This window comes from uncultured Brevundimonas sp. (assembly GCF_947305955.1).
Taxonomy (GTDB): domain Bacteria; phylum Pseudomonadota; class Alphaproteobacteria; order Caulobacterales; family Caulobacteraceae; genus Brevundimonas.
Window position 1 is genome coordinate 89,784 of record NZ_CAMZFB010000001.1, and the last position, 26,507, is coordinate 116,290.

Sequence of the window (26,507 nt, forward strand, 5' to 3'; positions counted from 1 at the left end):
AACGGTCGCCTTAGAGGGCGAGGGACTTTTCCTTGGCCAGTTCGGCCAGCGACACCTGCGGGCGCGGGCCCCAGTGCGCGATCACTTCGCAAGCGGCCAGCGAGCCGAGCTTGCCGGCGTCTTCCAGCGATAGACCGCGGGCAACGCCCAGCAGGAAGCCGGCGGCGTACTGGTCACCGGCACCGGTGGTGTCCAGAACCTTGTCGACCGGGAAGGCCGCAACGGCGTGACACTCGGTGCCCGAGATAACCACCGAACCCTTTTCGCCACGGGTCACCGCCGCGATATCGACCATGGAAGCCAGCTGGTCGGCAGCGGCATCGAAATCTTCGGTTTCGAAAAGGGCGGCCAGTTCGCCTTCATTGGCCAGCACGATGTCGGCCGAGGCCTTGATGAAGTCGAGCAGCTCGGCGCGCCAGCGATGGACGACGAAGCTGTCCGACAGAGTGATGGCAACCTTGCGGCCTGCCTTGTGGGCTTCGGCAGCGGCGGCCTCGAAGGCTGCACGGGCCGGAGCCGGATCGAACAGATAGCCTTCCAGATAGACGATGGCGCTGTCGGCGATAAGGCCCGCGTCGATATCGGCCACGGTCAGCTGGTTCGCGGCACCCAGGAAGGTGCACATGGTGCGCTGGCCGTCATCGGTCACATTGATCAGGCAGCGGCCGGTACCGGCACCGCCTTCAAGAACCGGCGTGTCGAAGTGGACACCGCCCGCACGGATGTCATGAGTGAAGACGCCGCCGAGCTGGTCATTGGCGACCTTGCCGATATAGGCGGCGCGACCGCCGTAGGAGGCCACACCGGCCACCGTATTGCCTGCCGAACCACCCGAGGCTTCGACGCCCGGAGCCATGGTTTCATACAGTGCGGCGCTCTGGGCTTCATCGACCAGTTGCATCGAGCCAGCCACCAGACCTTGCTCGGTCAGATAGGCGTGCTCGCACGGAGCCAGAACGTCCACGATGGCATTACCCACCGCGCACACATCGAAACGGGCGCCATTGGCGAAGGAAGGGGTTTGGGTCATTCAAAACCCCTTAGCCTCCCTGAGAGGGCTTCGCCACATTGCAGATTTGAAATTACAAATTCCCGCGCCATCGTTGCATAAGGCGCCCATGGCAAAGATCGTCGTTCTTACCCCCTCCCCGTCTGATCCCTCCTATTCGAGCCAGTGGCCGCAGGTGCTGGAGCGCCTGAAAGAGGCCCTGTCACCCGAAGGGTTCGAGGTTTCCACCTCGCCATGGACGGACCATGTCCAATCGGCAGAGGGTCTGCGGGACTATGACCTGATCCTGCCCCTGCTGACGTGGGGCTACTACACCGACTATGCCGACTGGTGCCGCGCCTGCGACCTGTGGGAGGCCGAGGGCCTGCCCGTGGCCAATCCGGCCCGTACCCTGCGCTGGAACTCCGACAAGGCCTATCTGAAAGGCCTGCGCGATGCCGGTATCCCCATGGCCGCGACACTGTTTGTCGATCAGGCGACCGAACAGAATGTCGCCGAGGCTTTTGACGCGCTCGGCACCGATGTCCTGATCGTCAAACCCACCATCTCGGCGGGCGCATGGCGCACCTTGCGTATCCAGCGCGGGGACGATCTGGCAGCGGCCATGCGCGACGCGCCGCAAGGGGCGGCGATGATCCAGGCCTATCTGCCCTCTATCGAGACGGCGGGCGAAACCTCGCTGCTCTTCTTCGGCGGTGCCCTCAGCCACGTCGTGAACAAACGCCCCGGCACCGAAGGCGAGTTCCGCATTCAGGTCCAGTACGGTGGCCGCTATCAGGCCCTGCCCCAGCCGCCGCAAGGCGCGCTGGAACTGGCCCAGCAGGTGCTGGCACAGTTCGATGACGATCTGCTCTATGCCCGCATCGACATGACCCAGACCGATGACGGCCAATGGGTGCTGATGGAGGCCGAACTGGTCGAGCCGGACTTCTATCTGGCGTCGGATCCCAAGGCCGGTGCCCGCTTCGCCGCCGCCGTCAAAGCGCGGATTTAATCGGCAAAGCTCGCCCGCGAGGGGCAGATGTCCGCAAGGATACAGCCCCCGCATTTGGGCCGCTGTGCCAGACAGGTGTAGCGGCCATGCAGGATCAGCCAGTGGTGCGCCTTGGCCAGCCACTTCTTGGGTACCACCTGATGCAGCTGGTCCTCGACCTTGTCCGGCGTTGAGCCGTTGGCCAGCCCGAGGCGGTGCGAGACACGGAAGACGTGGGTGTCGACGGCAATCGCGGGTTCGATACCCAGTTCGTTCAGCACCACGCTAGCGGTCTTGCGCCCTACACCCGGTAGGGCCTGCAGGTCTTTGCGATTAAGCGGCACCTCGCCGCCGTGCTGGTTCACCAGTATGCGGGCCGCCGCGATCACATTCTTGGCCTTGGTGCGGTAAAGCCCGATCGAGGAGATCAGCGGGATCAGCCCCTCTTCGCCCAGCGCCAGCATCTTTTGCGGCGTATCGGCGACGGCGAATAAAGCCTTGGTCGCCTTGTTCACGCCGACGTCGGTCGCCTGTGCAGACAGGGCCACCGCCACCACCAGCGTATAGGGATTGACGAAATCCAGCTCCGTCTTGGGATCGGGCATGATGCCGGACAGGCGCTCGAACACCGTCTCGACCTTGGCCTTGGTTGGGGGCCAGCGGACGATGACACCGACGGGGGCCTTCTTGGGCTGTCGTGACCGTTTGGCCGGACCGGTGGGCGTCAGTGCGGTTCGAACGGCGCGGCTGGGCTTTCGCTCTGTCATGGCCCACCCATGCCCGCGCCCCTTTGCGATTTCAAGTTCGCCGCAGAGATCGACACATCCGCGACATTCTGGCGCACTTTGTTCTCGACAAAACCACCAAGTTGATTTCTAGACGTGCTCGTCCATTTTTCAGCGTCGTCAGAAACGGCATCCCTCGATGAGTGCTCCCAAGCGTAAGCGTCTCCCCCTCATTCTCGCTATTGTCACCGCCATCGCCCTCGTTTGCGGCGGCACCTGGTGGTGGATCAACAAGCAGCGGTGGGAAAAGACCGATAACGCCTTTGTTCAGGCCGATATGGTCAGTGTCTCGCCGCGTATCGGCGGCTCTGTCGTCGAGGTGCTGGTGAAGGATAACCAGTATGTCGAGGCGGGCACCGTGCTGGTTCGGCTCGATGATGCCGATGCCCGCGCCGCCCTCGCCGAGGCCGAGGCCAATCTGGCGGCTGTGCTGGCGTCGGTGGGCAATGTCGATGCCCAGACCGCCCAGCAGCAGGCCGCCATCGCGGCCCGCTCTGCCGCCGTCGATCGCGCCCGCAGTCAGGCCGAACTGGCTCAGAAGGAACTGAACCGCTACGGCCAGCTGGCCTCGCAGGGCTGGGTGTCGGGCCAGCGTCTGGATACCGAACGCGCCGCTGCCCAGAACGCCCGCGCCGGTGTCGAGGAAGCCCGCGCGGCCCTGACCGCCGAGCAGCGCACTTTGGCTGTCCTGAACTCTGCCCGCGCCCAGTCCTCGGCCACGGTCGACCAAGCCCGCGCCGCGGTTGAAAAAGCCCGTCTGGCGCTGGAGCGCACCGAGATCCGCGCCCCTGTGGCCGGGGTGGTCGGCGCGCGCGGTGTGCGCGTGGGTCAGGTGGTCGCCGCTGGCACCCAGCTGATGTCCGTGGTGCCGCTGAGAGACGTCTATGTGGTCGCCAATTTCAAGGAAACCCAGCTGGAGCGCATGCGTCTGGGGCAGACCGTCAGCATCCAGGCCGACGCCTATCCTTCGGTGAAATTCACCGGCCGCATCGAAAGCTTTGCGCCGGCAACCGGTGCCGAGTTCGCCCTGATCCCGGTCGAGAACGCCAGCGGCAATTTCACCAAGATCACCCAGCGTGTTCCGGTTCGCATCGCGCTTGACCGCGTGGAAGGTATCGAACTGCGCCCCGGCCTGTCGGTCCACGCCAAGGTCGATCTGAAGAGCGAAGGCCGCACGGCACCTCGCCAATGACCGCAATCAATACCGTCGAGGAAGAAAAGCCCGTCAACTGGACGGTCCTCATGCTCGGCTTTGCGGGCATGGTGATCGGCCAGTTCATGGCCATTCTCGACATCCAGATCGTGGCCGCGTCCCTGACCCAGATTCAGGCCGGCATCGGGGCCTCTGCCGACGAGATCAGCTGGATCCAGACGGCCTATCTGATCCCCGAGGTGGTGATGATCCCGCTGTCGGGCTTCCTGTCGCGCCTGTGGGGCACGCAGAAGGTCTTTCTGGCTTCATGCGTCGGCTTTCTGCTGACCAGTGTGGCGGTCGGTCTGTCCTCATCGATCGAGATGATGATCTTCTTCCGCGCCGTTCAGGGCTTTGTCGGCGGAGCCATGATCCCGACCGTGTTCGCCGTGGCCTTTACCGCCTTCCCGCCGGAGCGACGCGTGACGGCCAGTGTCATCATGGGTCTGATCGTGACACTGGCCCCGACCATTGGTCCGACGCTGGGCGGTCACCTGACCGAATGGCTGAGCTGGCGCTGGCTGTTCTTCATCAACGTCTTTCCAGGCCTGTTGGTCCTGTTCCTCGTCGGGCGCTATGCCAATTTCGACAAGGGCGATCCCAAGCTGGCCAAGGGCTTCGACTGGTTCGGCCTGTTCCTGATGGCCACCTTCCTGATGAGCCTGCAGTTCGTGCTGGAAGAAGGGGCCAAGAATGACTGGTTCGCCGACGACCACATCCTGCTGCTGACAGTTGTCGCAGCCATCACCGGCCCTGTCTTTGTCTGGCGTTCGCTGACCAGTGCCAATCCGCTGGTGGAGCTGCGCGCATTCGGCAATCGCAACTTCATGGTCGGGGTCATCATGACCTTTGTGGTGGGGGCCGCCCTGTTCGGCGGGTCCTTCCTGATCCCGCTGTTCCTGTCGCGGGTGCGCGACTATTCGGCAGCGGAGGTCGGCACCACCATGATCGTGTCCGGCCTCAGCATGTTTGCGGTCGGCCCCTTCGTCGGGCGTCTGGTGCGCAAGGTCGATGCCCGTATCCTGATGTTCATCGGCTTCATGATGGCCGCATGGGGCATGTGGGATGCGCGTCTGGTCACCGAAGACTGGGCCTTCTGGGAGTTTGCCGGGGTTCAGGCCATGCGCGGTGCTGGCGTGATGATCGCCATGATCGCCTCGCAACAGGTGACCATGACCACCCTGCCCCCGCACATGGTCAAAAATGCCTCGGGCCTAGTGAACCTGTCGCGCAATGTCGGCGGGGCGTTCGGTCTGGCGCTTCTCAATACCAGCCTGACCGAGAACACGGCGCGACATATGGGCGAATTGACCAGTGCTCTGGACCGCACCAATGTGAGGGCCACGATGATGATCGAGGCCCTGACCCAGCGGTTCCAGAACTCGGTCGATCCCCATGCTTCGGCTTTGAAGGCGGTGTACGGCATTCTGCAGAAACAGGCGACAACCATGGCTTTCGGCGATGCCTTCGCCATGCTGGCCATCGGCTGCGCCTTGACGGCCTTCATCACCCTGATGTCCAAGCCGGTGAAGCCGGGCAGCGCCCCGCCGCCCTCGGACGTGCACTGATGCCTCGCGCGCGCGGACAGATCGACGAGCACAAGAGCGACGCCATTCTGGCGGCGGCTGTAGAGCTGTTCTCCACCAAGGGGCCGGCCACCACCATGGCCGATATAGCGCGCGCCGCAGGCGTGTCGAAACAGACGCTCTACAACCGCTATCCCAACAAAAGCGAGCTGGCCCGCACGCTCCTGTCACAACGCTCGCTGGCGATTACCTCGCCTCTGGGCAATGACGGTCCGCTGGAAGAAGCGCTGGAAGGGGTGGCAAAGGGACTGATCGAGCGGGTGCTTGATCCGCACAGTTCGGACCACTTGCGGGCGATGGCAATGTCGTCCCATGACGATCCCGAACTGGCCCGCGCCGTGTTCGAGGCCGGTCCCAAACAAAGCCTGTCGCGCATCGCCGAATGGCTTTCGCGCCAGCACGAGGCAGGGCGTCTATCGGTCCCCAATCCGGCAGAGGCGGCCGAAATCTTCGTCGGCATGGTTCTGGGCCACTGCAAGTTCCGGCTTCTGATGGGCATTCCCCCTTTCGAGCACGAGCCCATGGCCCATGCGCGCGAGGCCGCCCGCCGCTTTATCAAGGCTTATGCGCCCTGAACGCGAACGATTTGGCCTTTACGCGCGGATCAGCCTAAACCCCTATGCAAAGAAGCTGGCGACGGCCGCCAGCCCTGCGGAGCCTATTCATGCTGATCCATCTTTCGTCCTGGCCTGAAATCGATGCGCGTCTGAAGTCGGGCGGTGTCCTGTCCAAGACGGTTGTCGTTCCGATCGGTTCGAACGAGCAGCATGGCCCGACCGGCCTTCTGGGCACCGACTGGCTGTGCCCGGAAATCATCGCCCACGCCGCCGAAAAGACCAATGACGATATCGTCGTCACCCCGACCTTCAACATCGGCATGGCCCAGCACCATCTGGCCTTCCCGGGCACCATCACCCTGCGCCCCTCGACCTTCATGGCCGCCATCGCCGACTGGGTGTCGTCGCTGACCCGCCACGGTTTCGAGCGCATCTATTTCCTGAACGGCCACGGCGGCAATGTCGCCACCATCGAAGCCGCCTTTGCCGAAATCTATGCCGAATGGTCGTTCACGCCCGAGCCGTGGGCCGAGCGTCCGCCCTTCATCCTGAAGCTGCGTAACTGGTGGGACCTGCCGGGCGTGCAGAAATTCTGCGAGGACATGTTCCCCGTCGGTCACGGCTCCCACGCCACCCCGTCGGAAATCGCCGTCACCTACGCTGCCTATCCGGACCGCGTGAAGACCGCGACCTATGAGCCGAAGATCGCCCCGAACGGCCCGATCCGCGACGCCAACGATTACCGCGCCCGCTTCCCCGATGGCCGCATCGGTTCGGATCCGGCACAGGCTTCGCCCGAAAAGGGCCAGCAGATCATCGACAAGGCCCTGCCGGCCCTGATCGAGGACCTGACCGCCTTCGCCACCGAAGTCCTGCCGGTCGCCTGATGAAACATCCGGCCCGTTCCGTCCTCAAATCGCTGGATACCCTCAACCGTCTCGGCATCGAGACGGCTGAGGCCTCGGTCTATGTGGTCAACCATCGCCTTGGCATGACGGGACAGGCCGGACTTTCCGAAATGGGCGTCATGGGCCCCGAAAAGGTCGAGGCGGCTGCCGCCTCGGCCGTCGCAGGGGTCCTCAGCGCCATCGATGTGGCCACCACCGCCGCGGACATGACCAAGCGCCAGCTCGACAATGCCGTCAACAAGCTGGGCAAGGCGCGTGACATTCACGATGCGGGCGCTTGGCTGGGCGAAGCGGTCGGCCAGTCGCTAACCGACGGCCTGACACTCTGGAACCGGATGCTGACCGGACAGGTGGAGATGCTGCGCCCGATCCATTCGCGGGCCACCGACAATGCCCGCCGTCTGGCGGCGCGCGACTAGGCGGTTTTCACCACCCCGTCCACGACCTGAACCGGCCACGGGGTCAGCTTGCCGCCCGCGCACGGACCACCGACGCATTTGCCACTGATCGGCTCGAACACCGCCCCGTGCCAGCCGCACAGGATCAGCTCGCCGTCACGGCTCAGATAGCGGTCCAGCTCCACCGCGATGGGAAAGCCTGCGTGCGGACAGCGGTCCACCCAACCGGCCACCTCTCCGTCCTTCTTCACCACAAAGCCGTGGAAGAAGGCATCGCCGATCTGCAGCACAAAGCCGCGCGATCCGGGATCGGCCAGATCGCTTTCAAGACAAAGGGTCACATTGGCGGGTGTCTTCCAGACCCGCTTGCGCTCCATCTGCTCGGCAGCGTGCTCGCTCATTCGCGCTCGGGCTTCAGCGGACGCGACAGCAGGCTCTCGATGGCCGCATCGACCGTAGTCTCGCCGGCCAAAACCGCCGCGACGGCTTCAATAATCGGCGTCTCGACGCCCAGTTTGCGCGACAGCTCGCGAACGGCCGGAGCGCTTTCATAACCTTCGGCCACCGAGCGTTTGCCCGCCAGCGCCTGTTCGACCGTCTGGCCCTGACCCAGAGCCAGGCCGAGGCTCATATTGCGCGACTGCGGGCTGGAGCAGGTCAGCACCAGATCGCCCAGACCGCACAGGCCCGTAACCGTTTCGGCACGCCCCCCCAGAGCCTCGGTCACACGCACGATCTCGGCAAAGCCGCGGGTGATGACGGCGGCATGAGCGCTTCGGCCCATTTCGCGGCCCTCGACGATACCGCAGGCGATGGCCAGCACGTTCTTCAGCGCCCCGCCCGTCTCGGCACCGATGATATCGTCGGCATAGTAGGGACGGAATACCGGACCCGACAGCGCACCGGCCAGCTTTTCGGCCATGTCGATATCGGCGCAGGCCAGCGTCACGGCGCTGGGCAGGCCACGGGCCACCTCACCGGCGAAGCTGGGGCCCGACAGGACCGCCGTGGTCGCGTGCGGAATGGTTTCCGCCAGCACTTCGGCCATCAGTTTCAGAGAGCCGCGCTCGATCCCCTTGGAGCACAGCACCACCGGCAGCCCCTCGCGGGCATGCGGCGCAAAGGCCGACAGGGTAGCGCGCATGTGCTGGGCGGGCGGTACGGCCAGAATCAGGTCGCAACCGGCCAGATCGGCCAGATCGGGCGTGACCTCGATACCCGCATCCAGTTCCACACCCGGCAGGAAGGCTTCGTTGGCGCGCCGCGCCCGAATGCTCTCGACCACCTCGGGCTCGCGCGCCTGAAGCGTGACCTTGAGGCCCGCCGCCGCTGCGCTTTGCGCCAGAGCAGTGCCCCACGCACCGGCCCCGATCACACCTGCCGTTTTGAATTCCATAGTCACTCCACTGGCCCCGCCCCCGCGAGGGCCGTGCCTTAAGCCTTGGCGCCTTTACGGCCCTGTTTCTTGTGCACAGGATCAACTGTCGCACGCGCCTCGTCCAGAGGCCATCTGGGACGCGCCACCGCATCCATATCCGACACCCAGCCTTTTTCCAGCCTTTCGGCACCGGCCAGCGCAATCATTGCGGCGTTATCGGTACAGAAGGCCATCGGCGGGGCGAAAAAGCCGAAGCCGTATTTCTCCGCCAGATCGGTCAGGGTCTGGCGCACCGTCTTGTTCGCAGCGACGCCGCCCGCAACCACAAACAAACGCTGTCCACTCTTGGCAGCACCGGCTTCCACATCAAACGGCTGCAAGTCGGCGTGGCGCTCCAAATAATCCTTCATCGCCCGCTCGGTGCGCTCTTTCAGTTGGCGCGCGATGGCTTTTTGCACGGCATCGGCCAGATCGGCCTTGTCCTGTTCGGTTTCGCAGGTCTGGGCCAGACGCGAGGCTGCGGTCTTCAGGCCCGAGAAGGAGAAGTCGCAGTCCTTGCGCCCCAACAGCGCACGCGGCAGCTCAAAGCGCGAACCGTCCCCCTTGGCGGCAAGCTTCTCCAGCGCAGGGCCTCCCGGATAGGGCAGGCCCATGGCCTTGGCGATCTTGTCAAAGGCTTCGCCCGCCGCATCGTCGATGGTGGTGCCAAGGCGGCTCATATCGCCGATGCCGCGCACCTCCAGTAGCTGGCAGTGACCGCCCGACACCAGCAGCAGCAGGAAGGGATAGGCCGTCTCTGCCCCCAGACGCGCCGATACCGCATGGCCTTCAAGGTGGTTGATAGCAATAAGCGGCAGGTCGCGCGCCAGCGCCACGGCCTTGCCGTAGGACAGACCCACCATCACGCCGCCGACCAGACCCGGCCCCGCCGTCGCGGCCACGCCATCCAGCGCATCCCAATCCAGACCCGACTGGGCCATGGCCTGACGGGTCACGGTGTCGATCATCTCGACGTGGCTGCGCGCCGCGATTTCCGGCACCACACCACCATACGCCGCGTGCTCGTCGATCTGGCTATGGATGACGCTGGACAGCACCTCCGCACCATCAGGCCCAAGGCGCACGACCGAGGCCGCCGTCTCGTCACAGCTGGTCTCCAGACCCAGAACGGTGAGAACTTTGGTCGATTTTTCGACCTTCGGACCGTCTGTCCGATTTGCTCCGCTTGTCGGGCTGATATAGTTCGCGGCGGTATTCATTGGGTCGAGGTAGCGACCCACCCCACCTTTCGCAATGTCTGGCGCGTTTTCATGACCCCGCTTCTTCGCATCGGCACCCGCCGTTCCAAGCTCGCCCTCGCCCAATCGGGCATGATGCAGCGGGCCATCGGCCGTGCCCTCGGCGTGCCGGAGAACGAGGTCGAGACCCTGATTCCGCTGGTCGAGATCGTGACCACGGGGGACAAGATCCAGGACCGTCGCCTGCTAGAGGTGGGCGGCAAGTCCCTATTTACAAAGGAAATCGAGGAAGCGCTTCTGGATGGTCGCGTCGATCTGGCCGTCCACTCTATGAAGGACGTGCCGGCCGAGCAGCCCGCCGGACTGGCCATCGCCGCCATCCCCGAACGCGAAGACCCGCGCGACGCCTTCATTAGCCATAAGTCCAAGACCTTTGCCGACCTTCCGCAGGGCGCGAAGGTGGGCACGGCCTCGCTGCGCCGTCAGGCACAACTTCTGTCCGCACGTCCCGATCTTCAGATCGAAATGCTGCGCGGCAATGTCGATACCCGCCTGCGCCGTCTGAACGAGGGCGATTTCGACGCCATCCTGCTGGCTTGTTCGGGCTTGAACCGCCTGGGTTTTGATAACGTCATCACCGAGCGTCTGGATCTTGAGGCCTTCCTGCCCGCGCCGGGTCAGGGTGCGCTCGCGCTCCAGACCCGCGCCGAAGATGTGGACAGCGCATGGGCTATCGCCCTCGACCACGCCCCGACCGCTCTGGCCGTCGCCGCCGAGCGCGGTGCCATGCTGGCACTGGAAGGGTCGTGCCGCACCGCCATCGGCGCCTTTGCCCGTATCGACGGTGACGATCTGTTGGTCACCACCGAAATGCTGTCGCCCGATGGTGGCCAACGCTGGACCCGCTCGGGCCGGATCAAGGCCACCGCCAACCGCGATGAAGCGCGCGCGCTCGGCCTGTCGCTGGGCGAAGCGGTCAAGGCCGCGGCAGGCGACCAGAAGATCGCCATCTGACATGGCAAACGGGCCGCGCGTCTGGGTGACACGGACCCTGCCGGGCGCGCAGGCCACCGCTGACCGCCTGCGGGCCATGGGTTTCGATCCCGTCGTGCGTCCCTTACTGGAAGTGCGCGCTTTGCCCGACGCAATGGCGCAGGCTCCCGATCCGGCCACCCTCGCCTGTATCGCCCTGACTAGCCCGAATACGCTGGACGCCATGGGTAAGGCCGCCCGCCCCTATCTGGACCTTCCCGCCTTCGCCGTCGGCGACGCCACCGCCCGCGCGGCACAGGCTGCAGGCTTCAAGGATGTGCGCTCCGCCTCCGGCGACATCCACGACCTCGCCCGATTGATTTCAGCATGCGCGCCCTCGGGCACCGTATTCGCACCGGGTGCGGCCATACCCGCAGGCGACCTGCCCGTCCTGCTGCCGGACCGCACCGTCATCCGACTGCCGCTCTACGCCACGCAGGAAACTGACGCCGCGATTCCCGAAGGCATCAGGTTCGCCCTCATCCACTCGCCTCGCGCTGGGGCCATCCTCGCTGCCAAACTGGCCCAAACACCCGCCGCAGCCCTCAACATCATCGCCATATCGCCCGCCGCAGCACGCCCGCTGGAAGGCCTTCCCGACGTCCGGATCTGCATCGCCGAACACCCCGATGAAGAAGCCATGCTAAACGCCCTTGGCAATTCAGCAGAGGCCGTATAAGAAACCCGCCTCTCCGCCCCGTCAGGCCAAGCCGACGCGGAACAGGGCCGCTTTAGCTCAGCTGGTAGAGCACCGCATTCGTAATGCGGGGGTCACGTGTTCGAGTCACGTAAGCGGCACCACCCTTCCAGACAGTATATGAACTTCGCCTAAGGCTAACGTGCCTTTGGGAAGGATCCGTCGTGGGTTCCTAGTGGGTGCACGTTAGCCTTGGAATGTACGCCGAAAGGTAACGCAACTCGTATTGCGTCAAGCCTCCCTATATGACAACGGTATCTAATGCTTGGGGATGATGCACTACTTGCTCCGACGGATGTCGAAGAAGCCTATTCGATTGCGTATGTTCACGCGATTTCCGCAGGACTTGGCTATGTTGTTTCGCAGAAAAATTTTGACCGCGACGGCATAGACCTGACTATCGAAGCTGGGGACGGCTTTAGACCTAAACTCGACATCCAGTTAAAAGCTACCATCAACCTGAAAGAAAATGACGCCGGTATTTTTCGCTACCCGTGCAAGAAGCGTAACTACGACCTCCTGAGAGAGCCTACACAGACCCCACGTTTACTAGTTGTGCTGCACCTACCTTCCAATGCTAATGATTGGTTAACGGTTACGCCTTCAGAGCTAGTTCTGCGAAACTGTGCGTATTGGGCAAATCTCTTAGGGGCACCTGAGGTGGAAAACGAGACCTCTGTGACTATCGATCTTCCGAAGAATAATCGGTTTGATATCGATGGCCTTAAGGCTCTCATGGATCAATCTCGTACGGGCAAAATCCTATGAAAGCCCATATCATTGACGTCGATGCCCTACGCGCCATAAGCCCAATGGCACTAGCGTCGTATGCGAGAGCTGAAGGCTGGCAGCGCTTAGAAAGTTATGGAGATCATAGCGAGGTATATCACCGCCCCCAAATGGGCGAAGTGATCATTCCCGGCACTGAAGCTTTATCTGATTATCACTCGGTAGTTAGTGATTTGATCGCGTCGTTCGCCCGCGCAGAGGCTAGAGATGAACTAGCTGTCTATAGAGATTTAGTAGGGGCTGATCGCGACGTAATACGCGTTCGCTCTCCCGAAGCTGATGGTGACGGCTCTGTACGCATAGAAGCAGGCGTTGATTTAGTTTTACACGCCAGAGACCTTCTCCTATCCGCAGCATGCGCCGCCAAAGAACCAAGGGCCTCCTATCGAGCGGGCAAAGTAAAAGACGCCACAGATTACATGGATCGCGTCCGCTTAGGTCAAACAGAGCATGGAAGCTTTGTTGTAACATTGCTCGCCCCTGTGCCTCCTGCGCTAGACACATACGGCACTCAAGCCGAGCTTTGGCCTTCTGAGACAAGCGAACCTTTTGATAGGCTAGTTACAAGAAGACTGGCCGATGGATTACAAGCTGCTCGTTCAGCGGCTGAGCACGTTATGAGAACAGGCGGTGGCCTCACACCCTTCCGGGATGCCGTTTCTAAGGGAGTAAGCGCGAACCTTTGCGAAGCTCTAGCTCAGCTTATTGAAAGAGGTGAAGGCCTTGAGGTCTCAGTAACGTGGGCAAAAACCCGCCTCACACCTGAACCTCGTCGCAAAATCTTTTTCTCTCGCTCTGAAGGCGAGGTTCTTAGAGAGGCGGCAAGAGTTTTTCGAACACTAGAGCCCCGCCCAGATGAAACCATTGAGGGCTTCGTGATCAGTTGCGATCGCAAAACCGACGAAACATCCGGAAGGGTAGCGATCAGAACGATAATTGACGGACAGCCATCGTCAGTTAAAGTAGAGCTAAGCCCCAGTCTATATTCAGAGGCCGTTCAAGCCCACGAGAAAAAGCAACTCGTTTCATTAAACGGGGACCTCAAACGCCACGGCCAAAGATGGCACCTAGTAAACACAAGAGATATAACCGCTATCGAAATTAACGGCGACGAAGATGACCTTTAATATGTAATATGAATATTATATATAGTCATACGGCGCGCGCTTTCGACCATCTTATATGAAACCCTCATAGCCTTCCGCTTTGAGGGTTTTTCTTTACCTAAATTGCGATCCGCTTCGATAGCCGTTTCAACACCTGCTCAAACAGGCTTGCTGGATCAGCTTTCATAGCCTTGGCGAGGGCCACAAACTCCAACACATCCACCCGGCGCTGACCGCGTTCGATGATGGAAATGTAGGTCTGATCTTTCCCTACCAGCTTGGCCAATGACGGCGCGCTAAACTTCCAGATCTAAACGTCATCATCTCCGACAGGACCGCCCTCGTTCTCCATACGGCGTATGGATCGAACTTCCAGTCTGGTGAACTTAAGCCGCACACCGATGCCGCCGTCAGCTTCGGTCAGGAACACTGCACCACCTTCTTCCAGCGTGGACTGGATGCGTTCACGGGCTTCCTCGCCGGGATCGACATTCTCACGCTCGAATGCCGCCAGTACTTCCAACTCTACAGCGGCTTTATGCGCCACATGTTCACGCGGCCACTGCACCAGCGCACGAGCAGCGCGGGCTTGATATCCGGTAAGTTTCATTGGGTGTCCCTCATAGCTAAACAGTATGCCGCTATTCAGACATACGGTGCCTTGGGAAGCCACTGCTATAAATCAATAAAGCCCTGAAGCAGCTTTGATGGATCACGTCCCAATGCCTCTGCGATCTGGCAGAACTCGATCACGTCTATCCGGCGCTCGCCCCTCTCCACCTTTGAAACGTAGCTTTGCGGCTTACCCAGCCGCGTCGCCAGCTCAACTTGCGTAAGGCCAGCCTCTTTTCGAGTGGCGGCAAGGAAGCTGATGAACGCCTGATGCCGGTCCGTGAATATCGATGACGGCAAAGAGCGCCCCTCCGAGGTGAGGCTCTTTCGCTAAATCCTAAATCGGTATATCCCAGATTGGGTTATTCGTGGTTGGGGGGAGGCAGCTGTCGCTCGGCGTATGAACGCACCAATCAAGATCACAGCCTGAGTAAAGCCGAGCGCAAAACTCGGCATCTTATATGATGTGCAAATCCTGGCGCATCTCACTCAATATCAATGAGAAAACACCTGATGAATACCAACACCAAACGCATGGTGCTTGCCGCCATTGCAGCCTTCTACGTCGTGGTCGGTGACGTGACCCCCTGAAACTCCTCCAGGAATAGCTAGAGTCCGCCCCTCGAAAGGACGGACAGAATGAAGCGATCACGGTTTACGGAAGAGCAGATCATCGGGATCCTGCGCGAGCAGGAGGCCGGTGTTCCGGTGACGGGTCTGTGCAGGAAGCACGGACTGAGCTCGCCGACCTTCTACAAGTGGAAGGCCAAGTTCGGCGGCATGGATGTGTCTGAGGCCCGGCGGCTGAAGGCGCTGGAAGACGAGAACGCCAAGGCAAACCGACAAGGCGCTCACATCTGACGCGATGATCTGATCACGGCCCGTCCCTCGTGCTACCAGCATCGCGCGGCAGATCGCTTACGACCTCATGGTTCGTCCGTGTCGTCTGATCTCTTTGGCTGAAAGGCCAGCCAAATCAGCCCGCTCAAGCCCAAGATCTTCAGAGCCGTGCCCGTGTGCATGTCCCTCCCGACGGGAGGGCAGGGCAGAGACAGGAGCCAAGCTCTATAGAGGGTGGTTCACATTGACGCGGATCAATGGTCGCCGACCGTCTGGAATGGTAGCGTTGCCGTGACGCATTATAATGGTAGCGTTGCCGTGACGCATTATAGGAGAGCGCGATGAAGGGCTTCGTCGATGACATCGACCGGCTGACGGTCGAGAACAAGGACTTCCGCCGGGTGCTATACACCGGCAAGCACCTTCAGTTGGTGCTGATGGCACTGCGGCCCGGCGAGGAAATCGGCGAGGAAGTCCACGACGACCACGACCAGTTTTTCCGCATCGAGAAGGGCGAGGGCGAAGTCTGCATCGATGGTCAGCGGACGAAGATCAAAGCCGATGACGCGATCATCGTCCCAGCGGGCGCCCGCCACAACGTCATCAACACGGGCGACAAGAAGCTGAAGCTCTACACCGTCTACGGTCCGCCGGATCACAAGGACGGGATCGTGCGCGCCACGAAGGCTGAAGCCGAGGCAACCGAAGAGCATTTCGACGGGACGACGACGGAATAGGCGGCGGCGGGGCTCTGTCAGCCCAAACTTGATTGCCGATCGCGAGCCTCGCGCCTAGCCTCGCGGCATGGCCAAATCGACCAATCCGTTCCGCTGGTTTGACAGCTCGCCCGAGGTGATCCGCCTCGTGGTGCTGATGTACGTGAAATACCCGCTGTCTCTGCGGAACGTCGAGGACCTTCTGGCCGAGCGCGGCATCGACATCTGCCATGAGACGGTGCGGCTTTGGTGGAACCGATTCGGCCCGATGTTCGCCGCCGAGATCCGCAGGAAGCGGGTCGATCACATGCGCGCCTACACTCACTGGCGCTGGCATCTGGACGAGGTCTACGCGAAGATCAACGGCGAAATGCATTACCTCTGGCGCGCCGTCGATCATGAGGGCGAGGTGCTGGAATCCTTTGTCACCAAGACCCGGGACAAGGCCGCAGCACTGAATTTCATCAAGAAAGCCATGAAGCGCCACGGCCGCCCCAAGGCCATCGTCACCGACGGCCTCCGCTCGTATCGCGCCGCGATGAACGACCTCGGCAATGGGGAGAAGCAGCATATCGGCCGTTGGGCCAACAACCGGTGTGAGAACTCACATCTGCCGTTCCGACGGCGAGAACGCGCCATGCTCCGCTTCCGCCAGATGAAGACCTTGCAGAAGTTCAGCTCCGTCCACGCCGCCTTCCACAACCACTTCAACCAGGACCGCCACCTCATCAGCCGAGACGACTTCAAAGCCCGGCGATCGGCTGCCTTTGCCGAGTGGAAGACACTTGCCGGATAGCCTACACGCCCCTGCCCCAAATGCGTCAACTGGAGACAAGTTGGCGTTGGACTGACAGCACCCTTCAACGTCACCCACAGCGGCACCATGCCTCTATCGGGTATGTCTCGTTCAAAGCGTTTGACGGAACGACTTTCAGAGGCGGCTACAGCCATCTCTCCGAGCGTTCCGTCAGCACAGTAACCACCATATAAGAAATGCCCGACAGGAAAGTCACGGGGTCGTCTTGGGGGGCGCTTCGTGACGCCCTGTCGGGCTACATTAGGTCAGTACGTTGACCTAACGTCATCATAGAACCACGACTTAAGCTTTACGGCGAGTCATATATATCGACGATATACATAAGTCGCACACCACCTCACCCCCTCCCCCCCTTTTGCGGCGAGAGCTGCGTGACCCGGCTTCGGCTTAGGCACCGATCACTACCCCAAACCCAACTGACCCCCGTGGCCATCCGCTGCGGGGGTTTTTCTATGCCCGCAAAGGAGAAACGTACCTAAATAACGATCCTTTTAGACAGCCGCTTCAGCACCTGCTCAAACAGCCTCGCTGGATCGGCTTTCATAGCTTTAGCGAGAGCCACAAATTCCAACACATCCACCCGGCGCTGACCGCGTTCGATAATGGAAATGTAGGTCTGATCTTTCCCTACCAGCTTGGCCAGTTCCGTCTGCGTCAAGCCTGAAGCCTTACGCGCTTCGGTGAGCACCTGAACGAGGTGTTTATGATCACCACCAAAGATCGTTTTTGACATCTGTGGGACCGCCGAGTGTGAACCGGCTACCCAACTATATGGAAAAATCGTTTAGGCAATTTTTCCCTATTTCATTATGGAATATTTCCATAATAACGATGCTCAGGACTTGGGGAGGTCCAGCATCATTTCACTCAAAACCCAGCCACGCCCCTAGGGCATAAACACAAGGAAAATCGATGAATACCAACACCAAACGCATGGTGCTTGCCGCCATTGCAGCCTTCTACGTCGTGGTTGGTGGCCTATGGGCGTCCAACTTCATTCCGCTAAAGCACTTCGATGCTCAGATGGCACGTAAAGAAAAGCTCATAGACAAGATGGGTTTCTCAGCAGCCTATGACTCCGAGGAATACCAGAAAACAGAAGCCTATCTGCTCAACAACGTCCTGAGCTATGAGGGCAAGGTGCTGAAGGCCCGTCGCTTTGGCTCCATCATCCTGTGGGGCACGATCGCCTTGGCTGCCGGTGGCGGTGTCCTGTTCATGACCCGTGGCCGCAAAACCGCCCAAGCAGGTGCCCAATGAGAGCCGTTATCGCTACGGCCCTTTGCGTGGGCGTCATGGCACTTAGCGCTTGTGCCTCTGCTCCGGCACGCACACCCGGCACCTATGTCAGTCAGAGCGAGCCTGTCTATCTGATCACCGAAGCTCAAGCCGATCAGATCCTGGTGGACGCAATGAACGTAGAGTTCGGAACCGCGCCAATTGTACGCGTTGAGGCCCCTAACAAGGGCTATCAGGCCACCATCAAGTTCCTCGTGGACAGCCATCAGATTGTTGCCACCATGGTTCCCTCAAGGGGCCGGACCGCCGATGGTTCTATACAGAGTGGCTACTACTTCAACGTCACTCACAGCGGGACCATGCCTCTATCGGGTATGTCTCGTTCAAAGCGTTTGAGGGAACGGCTTTCAGAGGCGGCTACAGCCATCTCTCCGAGCGTTCAGTCAGCAAACTAAACGGCTAAAGCCAGTCGAAGCGGACACACCCCCTTTCCCCCTTTTGCGGCGAGAGTTGCGTGATCCCGCTTCAGCTTAGGTGCCAATCACTACACCAATCTCAACTGACCCCCGTGGCCACCCGCTGCGGGGGTTTTTCTATGCCCGCAAAGGAAACCGCCCATGATCACCCTCACAGACATCTTCGAGGTGTCCGCCACCCTTGAGGACGGCAGCCTAGACGTATCCCTACGCGCCCTTCTCGGGTTTCGCGCTTGGCACATGGTTGTTGAGCATGAAGCTGAACTCGGCACCGATGCCCTTATCCATGTCGTCCAGGCTGGTGATAAGGCCGACACCATCAACGAAGCCCTTGGCTTTGCCATCACAGGTGACGATGCAGAGCCTCCCTCCTTCATATCCATCGAGGATCACGGCGGTCAGTGGTTCGAACTAGCCTATGCCCGTGACGATGCCTCTCATCAACGCATCTTCATCGAGGTTCATCCAGACACTGATCAGGACCTTCTGACCATGTGCTTCGCCAACATGTGACGACACCAACAACTCCAAGCCCACCACACCCTCACGGTTATGCCGTCGAGGGATTTTTATGCCTGAAAGGTCCCCAATGCCTACCAACACCCCATCACCTAGCTATGACCAGTAAGGTGATCACCCTGCTTATCGCGCTGCTGGTTCTGAGCCTTGCCAAAGTCCTGCTGATCATCCTAGCGCTAGCAGCCTTGGGGCTCACGCTGTGCTGTCTAGCGGTAAGGCCAAGAGCCACCCTTCTGGCCTTAGCCCTGATACCCATCACATGCTTGGCGAACGCCAAACCGGGCCTTTGCATCCTCATGATCGCAGTGATCACCATTGTGCTGATAGCCACCAAAACAAAGCCTAAACCTAGAGAGGTTCAAACCCTGTTGATTATGGACAACTAACCAAGAGATCGCTTCTGGAAGCGTACAGGTACGGCAATCATCAAGTCGTTGTTATCCGCCTTCCAGAAGCCCCCATCAAAGCTTCTCTCTGCGAGAGCAGAAGAACCTTAAAATGAAAATATCCTTCCATTTTCAGGGAAGAAGGCAAGCTCAGTCCTTATCGGACTTTGGGACGCTAGGCGGAACTCTCAAATGCGCTGTCGATGTTCCAACTTTACCTGGACGATCAGGCATTTTCAGACCCTCACCTGAAACAGGTCCATGACTTAACGATGTTGGCGCAACGCCAGACATGCGCACTTCTGCCAGCGTCTGGATTATGAGCTGGGCTACCTCAAGGAGCTCCAAACCATCATCCGTGAGGGTTGCTGGCACGCTGTCATGATCCACCAGGATCGTTCTCATCCATCGCTCTAGACTTTGAATGTGCTTGGTCACTGCGCCTTGAGATAGACCCAGCTCCTTCCCTACGGCTGATCGATTACGAAGCCGAGCGACGCACACAAACGTCTCCAGCCAGGCCAGACGCAAGTCACCGAAGTCCAAGCTCGCGTAACGCTGATTCGAATCACTTTTCACGACTGATTCGCTCCAATTGACGTCAGTGCACCAATGGCAAATCGTATTCCAAAAAGGAATGAAGCGCGCCAAATTATCATTGGATAGGACCTTTCCATTTTGGAATATGCTCATTTAAAATACTGTTTTCAAACGTATTTTTTGATGCTCAACTTTGGTCATCGACCGAGGGAACAACGCCTCAACAAGCACAAAACCCGAGGCCGATCCTATCAACCCTTGAGGATCAAAACGTGATTAGTCGCTCTCATCCCACCCAACCGCCGAAGGGCCTACGGGTGCCTCCACCGCCCCCGCCACTGCCGACATCTAAAGAGGTAAAGGGGGAGCCCTCCGCCGACGCTCAACCCCCTTTCACCCCTTCTGCATCCGGGATGCAAAGCAGCGCCCTCGCCGTCATCGCTACCGACACAGAGGCGCTGATCCCACCGAAGCACATCAACAGGCTAGTGCAGGGACAAGACAATGTTGCTGTGTATGAGGCCGAAAGGATCCTTGCCCTTATCGGTGTGTACTATGTCATCAGCGGCCAACTCGTTCGCCTATTACCGCATGGCGCATCCTACCAATGCGAAGTGATCAACAACCAGACACTCTATGTCCTGCTGTGCGAGCTGTTTGAATGGCAGATCAAAAATCACAAAGGCGATTGGGTAACCTGCAACCCGCCCCAACGCATCGTAAACGCGCTGCTGCACAATCAGGATCGCAAGCACCTCAAGACGCTGAAGGGCATCGCCCACCATCCGTATCTCGATAATGATCGCAAACTGGTTACGACTTCGGGCTTCAATCCTGACACAGGAATATACGCCTCATTTGATACCGCTCGGTTCCAAAAGCTGCTGGAGGTCACGGTTGAGGACGCCAAGCGCTGTTTGATGCAGCTAAAGGCTGAACTGGCAGAGTTCGAATTTGAGAAACCAGAGGATTTATCAGCCGCACTAGCTGCCATTTTGACAGCGGTTCTGCGTCCAGGCCTGCCCTTAGCCCCTGCTTTCAACATCAATGCTACGGTATCAGGCAGCGGTAAGAGTTACCTCGCCAAGATTATCGCTCTATTTGCCACACCACTACCACCCTATGTGACGAGCTATCCGACCAAGGCTGAAGAGGCCAATAAGGTCATCTTGGCTATGTTGCTGGAGAAGCCACCTGTCATCCTGTTCGATGACATGCAGACTGACTGGAAGCCCTTTGGTGCCATTAACAAGGCTCTAACCAGCCCAACCACGACTGAGCGTGTTCTAGGCTCTAGCCGTACCGCTACGGCCTCCACCAACAGCCTGTTCCTTGGCACAGGGAACAACGTCGTACCGATCAAGGACATGCGTCGTCGCGTTGTAACTATACGACTGGCACCCAAGTCTGATGCCGCAAGCCTGCGCAGCTTCGAACACGATCCGTACAAACAAGTTGCCCGTTATCGTAACGCCTTCGTCGGCTTTGCCCTCACCATCGTCCAAGCGTTTCTGCGTCATGGAAAACGCGATCAAACCATCACGCCTATTGGTTCCTACGAGGAATGGTCTGAACTGTGCCGTGAACCCCTCATCTGGTTGGGTGAACCTGATCCTGCCTCGAGCCTGATTAGTCAGGTCAAGGACAACACCGATAACGAGGCCTTGGGCGTGTTCCTGCAGGAATGGCGCAAGTTCTACATTGAGGAATCCGTCACGGTTCGAGAGCTTATCTCGGTGCCGCACACCCATTCGAATGCCAAGACCCCGCTGCTGGAGATCATTCAGGAGTTGCCCGTCACCGAGCGCGGAACTGTGAACCCGCACATGATGGGCCACTTTCTCAAACGCCATCGTGGTGTTCGTGTAAATGGCCTTCGCATCGAGGACGGGAAGTCCAGTGAGCGTAAGGCATGGCGTGTCCTGACTGACGACGAGTGACCCTCGCCGCCCCAGCCAAGGGCAGCCGCTAAAGGGGGAGAAGGGGGACGCCTCTTTCACCCCATTTGATCCCGGCCCTGCCGCCTTCAACCCGGCCCAGAAACCGGCCCCGCTGAGCGCTCAGTGGGGAACCGGATGGGACACCATCGCCGGGTCAAAGCCCCCCGCCTGAGCGGGCCACTCTGGGGCAACCGCGCCCCTCCCACACCCTAACCGCCACCACCCGCTGCGCCCCTCCGGCACCGCGTGATGGCGCACGCCTGAACCTAACTCATCACAAGGATATACCCTATGCCTAAAGCCCATCTCAGCCATGACTTCATCCGCCGTGTGACTGCTGAACCCACGGGTCAGAAGACCGTCTACTACTGCGAAGAGATCACCGGCTTCATCGTCGAAGTCCGTCAGAACGGCAGCGCTACCTATGCCCTGCGATACCGTGATCCTCGCGGGAAGCTGCGTCAGATTAAGATCGGTGGCGTCAATGACATCACTTTCGCCCAAGCCCGCAAGAAGGCTCAACAGCTTCGAGCCGAAACGGTCATGGGCGGTGACCCTCTAGCCAAGAAGGAAGAGGTCAAAGCAATCCCTCTGTGTGCCGCCCTTCTGGATATGTATCTGGAGGATTCTAAGGCCCGCCTGAAGTCGCATGACACCAATGAGATGTATGTGCGTGTCTATATCCGTCCCAAGTGGGGCAAGGTTCCGGTCAATGAGATCGAGCACCGTGCTGTCGCTTCATGGCTGCAGGAACTGGGCAAGACCCTTGCTCCGGCTACCGTTGAGAAGATCCGCGTCATCATGGGGCGGGCCTATCAGCTAGGCCAGAACTGGGGCGTTCCCGGCACCGATCGCAACCCGACACGTGGCATTGCCCGGAAGCCCCTGAACAATGCCCGTGATCGCTATCTGACGGCAGAGGAAGTCGAACGTCTGCGTGAAGCCTGCATCGTGTCCAACAACCCGATGCTTCAGCACATAGTTGGACTTCTGCTTCTGACGGGTGCCCGTAAGCGCGAACTCCTGGACGCCAAATGGGAGCACGTCGATCTGGCCCGTCGCTCGTGGTTCATACCCACGACCAAGACCGGCAAGCCTCGTCACGTGCCTCTGTCGCAAGCAGCTATCGACATCATCGACAGCCTGCCTCGCTACAAGGACTGCCCTTGGTTGGTACCGAACCCGGACACCCTCAAGCCCTTCGTTTCGATCAAAAACGCTTGGGCCTATGCGATCAAGACAGCCAACCTTCCGGGGCTTCGTATCCACGATCTACGCCACTCTGCTGCGTCCTTCATGGTCAACAGCGGTGTCGATCTGTTCGCGGTCGGCAAGGTGCTGGGTCACGCCAGTTACCAGTCCACTCAGCGCTACAGCCACCTTGCCAACGATACGCTGCTGAAGGCGGTCGAGGCTGGCGCGGCGAAGCACAAGGCTTGGTGATCAACACCCTACCCTCTGGGCTGGCTACGGCTGGCTCAGGGGGGCGCTTCACCATCATTGATAAGGAAATCATCATGACGACTAAAGATGCGCCTCTATACGGCGACATGACGCTGCCTGAATGGGATCGGAAGTGGGAGCCCGTGCCGAACTGGCAGAAGGACTATCAGGACGATCTGAAATATCGCGTGGGCCTGTACCGCTTCATCCAGAACGGACGGATCATATTGATTGGTGTTGGCACCGCTGAACATGGGGCCTTGGCAAAACGCTTGTCGGATTATCGTCGACCTAGCCCTAGCGGCAGGCGTTGTCGTTCGGGCCAATACATCTATGAAAACCGTCACCGGCTAAAGGTCGAGGTGATAGTGGTCGGAGATATAAATGATGAGCAATTTGCGATCACTGCTCGCACGTTGAAGCCACTTATGATTGAGCGCCACAAGCCAGCACTGAATGTGCCTGCTAATGTGGTCACGCATCGCATTCAGCACTTATCTATCGGCACCTGATATCAGCATCAGTTATGAACCTGGGGCAGCCAGCGCGAAATATCGCTGGCTTAACCATTTTTAGCTATCAGGGATCATCGCTGAATCTGGATGACATGCTGACGCTATGAACCCTACTGAGATTTATGATGCGCTTTCCGAGATCGCAGCCAAGCCGTTCAATGCGTCAGAATTCCCGTTTGAGTTCGCTCTAGCCACCGATGCGGCACAGGCTGCAGTCGCCAAGCTAAGGGCTGGAACAACCAACAAGTCCGACCTTCCGAGCGGCGTGCTGTTCAACAAGAAGTTCCACTACGCCCCAGCACTTGGTGGCATGGTGGCCATCACCCTAGATCAGTTGAAGGCGTCAAAAAAGAACGCCAGCGCTAAGCCTGCCATTCTGCTGACCACTGATGGCGAAACCATAGCGGCACTGCACCCCGCCAGCGGCGAGAGCCTGCACTGCAAGTTCGCAGAGTTGGGCGACCACTTCGGCTTCTTCCTGCCCGCTGCGGGCAAGGAACGTTACAAGGCGGTCGAAGAGAACCCGGTCGATATCAAGGCCACCGGCAAGCTAGCCCGCCTCTATGACGCTCTTATCAAGGCCAACCCTGATTGGGCCACAGCTGAGCGCCGCCACGAGATGAACCAGCTGATGATGCGGATCATCTTCTGCCTGTTCTCCGAAGATGTCGGCATCTTTGCTGAAAACCAGTTCTCCAAGGCCATCTTCACCCATGCGGGCGATAAGGGCGAGGAAACGCGCGAGGTTCTGATCTCCGCCTTCCGCGCCATGAACCTGCCTCAAGGATCGCGCGGCGACCTTCCCGCTTGGACCCACGATCTGGAGTATGTGAATGGCGGCCTGTTTGCGGGCTCAATTGATGCCCCGCGCTTCGACACCATTGCCTTCCGCTACTTCAAGGAAGCCGCTAGCCTGAACTGGCGCGAGATCAACCCCGACATTTTCGGGTCGATGATCCAGTCGGTAGCTGATCCAGAAAAACGTTCTGAACTGGGCATGCACTACACATCGGTGCCCAACATCATGAAGGTGATCGGCCCACTTTTCCTCGATGACATTGACGCCGATATCGAAAAAGCATGGGACAAGCCCAAGGCCCTGCAACAGGTCATCCAGCGGCTTGGTAATATCCGCGTCTTCGATCCGGCGTGTGGTTCGGGTAACTTCCTTGTGGTGGCCTATCGCCAACTGCGCGAGCGCGAGATGCGCGTTCTCAAACGCCTAAATGAACTGGATGGCGGGCGTGACGTACAGATGTTCTCGGCCATCTCACTCAAAAACTTCTACGGCATCGAGATCACCGATTTCGGTGTCGAAACCGCCAAACTGGCCCTGTTCATCGCCGAGTATCAGGCCAATGCCTTGTTCAAAACTGTGTTTGGCAAAACGATTGCTGCCCTCCCCCTGAAAGAGGCAGCCAATATCGTTCACGACAATGCCCTGAGAGCAGACTGGGATATCGTTTGCCCTCCACCAAAAGCGGGCGAAGAAATCTATATCGCGGGCAATCCACCGTTCTTGGGTAAGGCACAACAAGACGCTGACCAAAAAGCGGACATGGATTTCGTGTTCAGTGGGCGGGTTAAATCCTACCGCGCATTCGACCTTGTGGCCGCGTGGTTTTACAAGTCAGCAAACTATATCCGAAGTCGTAATGCCAAGGCGGCGCTAGTCGCTACAAACTCAATTTGCCAAGGGGCGTCAGCATCAGCGCTCTGGCCTGAAATCCTATATCAAGGCGTCGAAATCGGCTTTGCTTACCGCTCGTTCAAATGGCGCAACAATGCATCTGATGTTGCCGCAGTTGTTTGTGCAATCATTGGAATTCGGAATCAGGATTCATCATCCAAGTTCATATTTGAGGATGATATCACCACCTCAGCGAGCAACATTAATTCGTATTTGTTGGACTATTCAAACGTCTACATCGAACCGTCAAACAAAAGTCGATTTGGCCTATGGGAAATGAACTTTGGCTGCATGCCATATGATGCAGGAAACTTGCTTCTTCTCCCTTCAGACCGGGAAGAGCTGCTAAGTTCTGCGCCGCATGCCGCACGTTTCATTCGTAGCTTCATGGGCTCGCAAGAGGTCGTGAAGGGCGTTGAACGCTATTGTCTTTGGATTTCTGATGATGAGCTCAGAGATGCTCAAGATATCCCAGAGATCGCTAACAAGATCGAGGCAACTCGTATTGCCCGACTAAACATGAAGGACAAAGGTGGGCGGGAACTTGCCAAACGCCCTCACCAGTTCCGCGAGCATGTCGCACCCAAGCAAAGTGCTATTCTCATCCCCCGCGTTACATCCGAACGCCGCCCCTATCTGCCCGTTACCCTTGTCAGTTCGGATGTGATTTCGTCTGACCTGAACCAAGTGCTGTATGACGCCCCGGAATGGTGCATTGCCCTGATCGCCTCCAAGCTACATCTGGTTTGGATCGGGACGGTATGTGGCCGCTTGGAAAGCCGCTTCCGCTATTCCAACACCTTGGGCTGGAACACCTTCCCAGTGCCCAAGTTCACTGAGGCTCAGCTGGAAGCCCTGACAGCCTCTGCCCGCAAGATCCTTAAGACGCGCTACCTGCATCATCCCAAGACCATTGCGGACCTCTATGATCCCGACAAGATGCCAGACGATCTGCGCGAGGCACACCGCGAGAACGACGAACTGCTAGAGACCATGTATATCGGTCGCCCGTTCCGAAACGACAGTGAGCGGCTTGAACATCTCTTCAAGCTTTACGCCGCCAAGATGAAGTCATTGGGCAAATAACAGCGGGCAAACCGCCGACACTATGGGGATGGGAAAATAG

At 59.3% G+C, this 26,507-nt stretch carries 29 protein-coding genes, 1 tRNA gene and 1 pseudogene; 21 read left to right on the forward strand and 10 right to left on the reverse strand.

All coding sequences use genetic code 11. The features are described from left to right. Nucleotides 1–10 precede the first annotated feature (10 nt). Nucleotides 11–1,030, reverse strand: coding sequence for an adenosine kinase (locus Q0Y42_RS00460; RefSeq protein WP_297798992.1), 1,020 nt, complete (start codon nucleotides 1,028–1,030; stop codon nucleotides 11–13). 88 nt (nucleotides 1,031–1,118) lie between these two features. Between Q0Y42_RS00460 and Q0Y42_RS00465 the strand changes: the two genes are divergently transcribed. Beyond that, nucleotides 1,119–2,003, forward strand: coding sequence for a transporter (locus Q0Y42_RS00465; RefSeq protein WP_297798994.1), 885 nt, complete (start codon nucleotides 1,119–1,121; stop codon nucleotides 2,001–2,003). On the opposite strand, the gene nth is transcribed toward Q0Y42_RS00465, so the two are convergent. Next, on the reverse strand, nucleotides 2,000–2,749 hold the full coding sequence (nth, locus tag Q0Y42_RS00470) for an endonuclease III (RefSeq protein ID WP_297798996.1): 750 nt from the start codon (nucleotides 2,747–2,749) through the stop codon (nucleotides 2,000–2,002). The genes Q0Y42_RS00465 and nth overlap by 4 nt on opposite strands. Before the next feature lie 157 nt (nucleotides 2,750–2,906). Between nth and Q0Y42_RS00475 the strand changes: the two genes are divergently transcribed. The 5 genes from Q0Y42_RS00475 to Q0Y42_RS00495 all read left to right on the forward strand — a co-directional run bounded on the left by Q0Y42_RS00475 (nucleotide 2,907) and on the right by Q0Y42_RS00495 (nucleotide 7,429). Continuing rightward, a complete protein-coding gene (locus Q0Y42_RS00475; RefSeq protein ID WP_297798998.1) occupies nucleotides 2,907–3,959 on the forward strand; it encodes an HlyD family secretion protein in 1,053 nt (350 codons plus the stop codon). Continuing rightward, complete coding sequence (locus Q0Y42_RS00480; protein WP_297798999.1) at nucleotides 3,956–5,527, forward strand: DHA2 family efflux MFS transporter permease subunit; 1,572 nt, start codon at nucleotides 3,956–3,958, stop codon at nucleotides 5,525–5,527. Before Q0Y42_RS00475 ends, Q0Y42_RS00480 begins: the two co-directional genes overlap by 4 nt. After that, nucleotides 5,527–6,120 carry a TetR/AcrR family transcriptional regulator gene (locus Q0Y42_RS00485; protein WP_297799002.1) on the forward strand — a complete coding sequence of 198 codons (594 nt, stop codon included), beginning with the start codon at nucleotides 5,527–5,529 and terminating at the stop codon, nucleotides 6,118–6,120. Before Q0Y42_RS00480 ends, Q0Y42_RS00485 begins: the two co-directional genes overlap by 1 nt. Before the next feature lie 89 nt (nucleotides 6,121–6,209). Further along, nucleotides 6,210–6,989: a creatininase family protein gene (locus tag Q0Y42_RS00490; RefSeq protein WP_297799003.1), complete on the forward strand. Its 780-nt coding sequence runs from the start codon at nucleotides 6,210–6,212 to the stop codon at nucleotides 6,987–6,989. Continuing rightward, entirely contained in the window at nucleotides 6,989–7,429 is a 441-nt protein-coding gene (locus Q0Y42_RS00495) for a hypothetical protein (RefSeq protein WP_297799004.1), read from the forward strand. The genes Q0Y42_RS00490 and Q0Y42_RS00495 overlap by 1 nt, the downstream gene beginning before the upstream one ends. Here the strand turns inward: Q0Y42_RS00495 and Q0Y42_RS00500 are convergent. The 3 genes from Q0Y42_RS00500 to tsaD are packed head-to-tail and all read right to left on the reverse strand — an operon-like array spanning nucleotide 7,426 to nucleotide 10,045. Beyond that, nucleotides 7,426–7,809 carry a Rieske (2Fe-2S) protein gene (locus tag Q0Y42_RS00500; RefSeq protein WP_297799005.1) on the reverse strand — a complete coding sequence of 128 codons (384 nt, stop codon included), beginning with the start codon at nucleotides 7,807–7,809 and terminating at the stop codon, nucleotides 7,426–7,428. The two genes, Q0Y42_RS00495 and Q0Y42_RS00500, sit on opposite strands and share 4 nt — an antisense overlap. Then, the gene (locus Q0Y42_RS00505; RefSeq protein WP_297799006.1) at nucleotides 7,806–8,804 is read right to left on the reverse strand and encodes an NAD(P)H-dependent glycerol-3-phosphate dehydrogenase; all 999 of its coding nucleotides are present in this window, start codon (nucleotides 8,802–8,804) and stop codon (nucleotides 7,806–7,808) included. The genes Q0Y42_RS00500 and Q0Y42_RS00505 overlap by 4 nt, the downstream gene beginning before the upstream one ends. A 38-nt stretch (nucleotides 8,805–8,842) precedes the next feature. Next, a complete protein-coding gene (gene tsaD / locus Q0Y42_RS00510) occupies nucleotides 8,843–10,045 on the reverse strand; it encodes a tRNA (adenosine(37)-N6)-threonylcarbamoyltransferase complex transferase subunit TsaD (RefSeq protein ID WP_297799007.1) in 1,203 nt (400 codons plus the stop codon). Nucleotides 10,046–10,096: 51 nt separating this feature from the next. Between tsaD and hemC the strand changes: the two genes are divergently transcribed. The 5 genes from hemC (at nucleotide 10,097) to Q0Y42_RS00535 (ending at nucleotide 13,669) form a co-directional block, all read left to right on the forward strand. Next, a complete protein-coding gene (hemC, locus tag Q0Y42_RS00515; protein WP_297799008.1) occupies nucleotides 10,097–11,038 on the forward strand; it encodes a hydroxymethylbilane synthase in 942 nt (313 codons plus the stop codon). A 1-nt stretch (nucleotide 11,039) separates the two neighbouring features. Beyond that, entirely contained in the window at nucleotides 11,040–11,735 is a 696-nt protein-coding gene (locus Q0Y42_RS00520; protein WP_297799010.1) for a uroporphyrinogen-III synthase, read from the forward strand. Between the two features lie 46 nt (nucleotides 11,736–11,781). Continuing rightward, nucleotides 11,782–11,857 (forward strand) — tRNA-Thr (locus tag Q0Y42_RS00525). Nucleotides 11,858–12,014: 157 nt separating this feature from the next. Beyond that, the gene (locus Q0Y42_RS00530) at nucleotides 12,015–12,521 is read left to right on the forward strand and encodes a DUF4365 domain-containing protein (protein ID WP_297799011.1); all 507 of its coding nucleotides are present in this window, start codon (nucleotides 12,015–12,017) and stop codon (nucleotides 12,519–12,521) included. Next, complete coding sequence (locus Q0Y42_RS00535; protein WP_297799012.1) at nucleotides 12,518–13,669, forward strand: hypothetical protein; 1,152 nt, start codon at nucleotides 12,518–12,520, stop codon at nucleotides 13,667–13,669. Before Q0Y42_RS00530 ends, Q0Y42_RS00535 begins: the two co-directional genes overlap by 4 nt. A 97-nt stretch (nucleotides 13,670–13,766) precedes the next feature. Here the strand turns inward: Q0Y42_RS00535 and Q0Y42_RS00540 are convergent, their stop codons facing one another. The 3 genes from Q0Y42_RS00540 to Q0Y42_RS00550 all read right to left on the reverse strand — a co-directional run bounded on the left by Q0Y42_RS00540 (nucleotide 13,767) and on the right by Q0Y42_RS00550 (nucleotide 14,560). Beyond that, entirely contained in the window at nucleotides 13,767–13,934 is a 168-nt protein-coding gene (locus Q0Y42_RS00540) for a helix-turn-helix transcriptional regulator (RefSeq protein ID WP_297799013.1), read from the reverse strand. Nucleotides 13,935–13,958: 24 nt separating this feature from the next. Then, nucleotides 13,959–14,258 carry a DNA-binding protein gene (locus tag Q0Y42_RS00545; RefSeq protein ID WP_297799015.1) on the reverse strand — a complete coding sequence of 100 codons (300 nt, stop codon included), beginning with the start codon at nucleotides 14,256–14,258 and terminating at the stop codon, nucleotides 13,959–13,961. A gap of 65 nt (nucleotides 14,259–14,323) precedes the next feature. Continuing rightward, a complete protein-coding gene (locus Q0Y42_RS00550; protein ID WP_292039736.1) occupies nucleotides 14,324–14,560 on the reverse strand; it encodes a helix-turn-helix transcriptional regulator in 237 nt (78 codons plus the stop codon). Nucleotides 14,561–14,899: 339 nt separating this feature from the next. On the opposite strand from Q0Y42_RS00550, the pseudogene Q0Y42_RS00555 reads away from it, so the two are divergent. The 3 genes and pseudogenes from Q0Y42_RS00555 to Q0Y42_RS00565 all read left to right on the forward strand — a co-directional run. Further along, a pseudogene (locus tag Q0Y42_RS00555) lies at nucleotides 14,900–15,094 on the forward strand (transposase); the annotation flags it as partial. Between the two features lie 347 nt (nucleotides 15,095–15,441). Further along, entirely contained in the window at nucleotides 15,442–15,837 is a 396-nt protein-coding gene (locus tag Q0Y42_RS00560) for a cupin domain-containing protein (protein WP_292039739.1), read from the forward strand. A gap of 67 nt (nucleotides 15,838–15,904) precedes the next feature. After that, nucleotides 15,905–16,612: an IS6 family transposase gene (locus tag Q0Y42_RS00565; protein ID WP_292039740.1), complete on the forward strand. Its 708-nt coding sequence runs from the start codon at nucleotides 15,905–15,907 to the stop codon at nucleotides 16,610–16,612. Between the two features lie 496 nt (nucleotides 16,613–17,108). Here Q0Y42_RS00565 and Q0Y42_RS00570 read toward each other — a convergent pair whose 3' ends face one another. Then, on the reverse strand, nucleotides 17,109–17,366 hold the full coding sequence (locus Q0Y42_RS00570; RefSeq protein WP_297799017.1) for a helix-turn-helix transcriptional regulator: 258 nt from the start codon (nucleotides 17,364–17,366) through the stop codon (nucleotides 17,109–17,111). A 179-nt stretch (nucleotides 17,367–17,545) separates the two neighbouring features. On the opposite strand from Q0Y42_RS00570, the gene Q0Y42_RS00575 reads away from it, so the two are divergent. The 3 genes from Q0Y42_RS00575 (at nucleotide 17,546) to Q0Y42_RS00585 (ending at nucleotide 19,253) form a co-directional block, all read left to right on the forward strand. Then, the gene (locus tag Q0Y42_RS00575) at nucleotides 17,546–17,893 is read left to right on the forward strand and encodes a hypothetical protein (RefSeq protein ID WP_297799018.1); all 348 of its coding nucleotides are present in this window, start codon (nucleotides 17,546–17,548) and stop codon (nucleotides 17,891–17,893) included. A gap of 596 nt (nucleotides 17,894–18,489) precedes the next feature. After that, nucleotides 18,490–18,861, forward strand: coding sequence for a hypothetical protein (locus Q0Y42_RS00580; RefSeq protein WP_297799019.1), 372 nt, complete (start codon nucleotides 18,490–18,492; stop codon nucleotides 18,859–18,861). A 116-nt stretch (nucleotides 18,862–18,977) separates the two neighbouring features. After that, a complete protein-coding gene (locus tag Q0Y42_RS00585) occupies nucleotides 18,978–19,253 on the forward strand; it encodes a hypothetical protein (RefSeq protein WP_297799020.1) in 276 nt (91 codons plus the stop codon). A 150-nt stretch (nucleotides 19,254–19,403) separates the two neighbouring features. Here the strand turns inward: Q0Y42_RS00585 and Q0Y42_RS14030 are convergent, their stop codons facing one another. Continuing rightward, nucleotides 19,404–19,946, reverse strand: a complete 543-nt coding sequence (locus Q0Y42_RS14030; protein ID WP_366107835.1) for a LysR family transcriptional regulator — start codon at nucleotides 19,944–19,946, stop codon at nucleotides 19,404–19,406. A gap of 260 nt (nucleotides 19,947–20,206) precedes the next feature. Here Q0Y42_RS14030 and Q0Y42_RS00590 point away from each other — a divergent pair, with 260 nt between their 5' ends. From Q0Y42_RS00590 to Q0Y42_RS00605, 4 genes are all read left to right on the forward strand, one after another. Next, on the forward strand, nucleotides 20,207–21,733 hold the full coding sequence (locus Q0Y42_RS00590) for a hypothetical protein (RefSeq protein ID WP_297799021.1): 1,527 nt from the start codon (nucleotides 20,207–20,209) through the stop codon (nucleotides 21,731–21,733). A 291-nt stretch (nucleotides 21,734–22,024) separates the two neighbouring features. Continuing rightward, complete coding sequence (locus Q0Y42_RS00595; protein ID WP_297799022.1) at nucleotides 22,025–23,176, forward strand: site-specific integrase; 1,152 nt, start codon at nucleotides 22,025–22,027, stop codon at nucleotides 23,174–23,176. Beyond that, the gene (locus Q0Y42_RS00600) at nucleotides 23,170–23,688 is read left to right on the forward strand and encodes a hypothetical protein (RefSeq protein WP_297799024.1); all 519 of its coding nucleotides are present in this window, start codon (nucleotides 23,170–23,172) and stop codon (nucleotides 23,686–23,688) included. Before Q0Y42_RS00595 ends, Q0Y42_RS00600 begins: the two co-directional genes overlap by 7 nt. A gap of 106 nt (nucleotides 23,689–23,794) precedes the next feature. After that, nucleotides 23,795–26,467: a DNA methyltransferase gene (locus Q0Y42_RS00605; protein WP_297799026.1), complete on the forward strand. Its 2,673-nt coding sequence runs from the start codon at nucleotides 23,795–23,797 to the stop codon at nucleotides 26,465–26,467. The last annotated feature ends 40 nt before the right edge of the window (nucleotides 26,468–26,507 follow it).

What these genes read in the sequence shown, in the direction of transcription:
- nth (WP_297798996.1), bottom strand. Translation starts at nt 2,749, where the DNA reads ATGACAGAGCGAAAGCCCAGCCGCGCCGTTCGAACCGCACTGACGCCC.
- Q0Y42_RS00575 (WP_297799018.1), top strand. Translation starts at nt 17,546, where the DNA reads ATGAATACCAACACCAAACGCATGGTGCTTGCCGCCATTGCAGCCTTC.
- Q0Y42_RS00500 (WP_297799005.1), bottom strand. Translation starts at nt 7,809, where the DNA reads ATGAGCGAGCACGCTGCCGAGCAGATGGAGCGCAAGCGGGTCTGGAAG.
- Q0Y42_RS00520 (WP_297799010.1), top strand. Translation starts at nt 11,040, where the DNA reads ATGGCAAACGGGCCGCGCGTCTGGGTGACACGGACCCTGCCGGGCGCG.
- Q0Y42_RS00560 (WP_292039739.1), top strand. Translation starts at nt 15,442, where the DNA reads ATGAAGGGCTTCGTCGATGACATCGACCGGCTGACGGTCGAGAACAAG.
- Q0Y42_RS00465 (WP_297798994.1), top strand. Translation starts at nt 1,119, where the DNA reads ATGGCAAAGATCGTCGTTCTTACCCCCTCCCCGTCTGATCCCTCCTAT.
- Q0Y42_RS00480 (WP_297798999.1), top strand. Translation starts at nt 3,956, where the DNA reads ATGACCGCAATCAATACCGTCGAGGAAGAAAAGCCCGTCAACTGGACG.
- Q0Y42_RS00570 (WP_297799017.1), bottom strand. Translation starts at nt 17,366, where the DNA reads ATGTCAAAAACGATCTTTGGTGGTGATCATAAACACCTCGTTCAGGTG.
- Q0Y42_RS00485 (WP_297799002.1), top strand. Translation starts at nt 5,527, where the DNA reads ATGCCTCGCGCGCGCGGACAGATCGACGAGCACAAGAGCGACGCCATT.
- Q0Y42_RS00590 (WP_297799021.1), top strand. Translation starts at nt 20,207, where the DNA reads ATGCAAAGCAGCGCCCTCGCCGTCATCGCTACCGACACAGAGGCGCTG.
- Q0Y42_RS00530 (WP_297799011.1), top strand. Translation starts at nt 12,015, where the DNA reads ATGCTTGGGGATGATGCACTACTTGCTCCGACGGATGTCGAAGAAGCC.
- Q0Y42_RS00495 (WP_297799004.1), top strand. Translation starts at nt 6,989, where the DNA reads ATGAAACATCCGGCCCGTTCCGTCCTCAAATCGCTGGATACCCTCAAC.
- tsaD (WP_297799007.1), bottom strand. Translation starts at nt 10,045, where the DNA reads ATGAATACCGCCGCGAACTATATCAGCCCGACAAGCGGAGCAAATCGG.
- Q0Y42_RS00595 (WP_297799022.1), top strand. Translation starts at nt 22,025, where the DNA reads ATGCCTAAAGCCCATCTCAGCCATGACTTCATCCGCCGTGTGACTGCT.
- Q0Y42_RS00605 (WP_297799026.1), top strand. Translation starts at nt 23,795, where the DNA reads ATGAACCCTACTGAGATTTATGATGCGCTTTCCGAGATCGCAGCCAAG.
- hemC (WP_297799008.1), top strand. Translation starts at nt 10,097, where the DNA reads ATGACCCCGCTTCTTCGCATCGGCACCCGCCGTTCCAAGCTCGCCCTC.
- Q0Y42_RS00460 (WP_297798992.1), bottom strand. Translation starts at nt 1,030, where the DNA reads ATGACCCAAACCCCTTCCTTCGCCAATGGCGCCCGTTTCGATGTGTGC.
- Q0Y42_RS00505 (WP_297799006.1), bottom strand. Translation starts at nt 8,804, where the DNA reads ATGGAATTCAAAACGGCAGGTGTGATCGGGGCCGGTGCGTGGGGCACT.
- Q0Y42_RS00475 (WP_297798998.1), top strand. Translation starts at nt 2,907, where the DNA reads ATGAGTGCTCCCAAGCGTAAGCGTCTCCCCCTCATTCTCGCTATTGTC.
- Q0Y42_RS00535 (WP_297799012.1), top strand. Translation starts at nt 12,518, where the DNA reads ATGAAAGCCCATATCATTGACGTCGATGCCCTACGCGCCATAAGCCCA.
- Q0Y42_RS00565 (WP_292039740.1), top strand. Translation starts at nt 15,905, where the DNA reads ATGGCCAAATCGACCAATCCGTTCCGCTGGTTTGACAGCTCGCCCGAG.
- Q0Y42_RS00490 (WP_297799003.1), top strand. Translation starts at nt 6,210, where the DNA reads ATGCTGATCCATCTTTCGTCCTGGCCTGAAATCGATGCGCGTCTGAAG.
- Q0Y42_RS00545 (WP_297799015.1), bottom strand. Translation starts at nt 14,258, where the DNA reads ATGAAACTTACCGGATATCAAGCCCGCGCTGCTCGTGCGCTGGTGCAG.
- Q0Y42_RS00580 (WP_297799019.1), top strand. Translation starts at nt 18,490, where the DNA reads ATGATCACCCTCACAGACATCTTCGAGGTGTCCGCCACCCTTGAGGAC.
- Q0Y42_RS14030 (WP_366107835.1), bottom strand. Translation starts at nt 19,946, where the DNA reads ATGAGCATATTCCAAAATGGAAAGGTCCTATCCAATGATAATTTGGCG.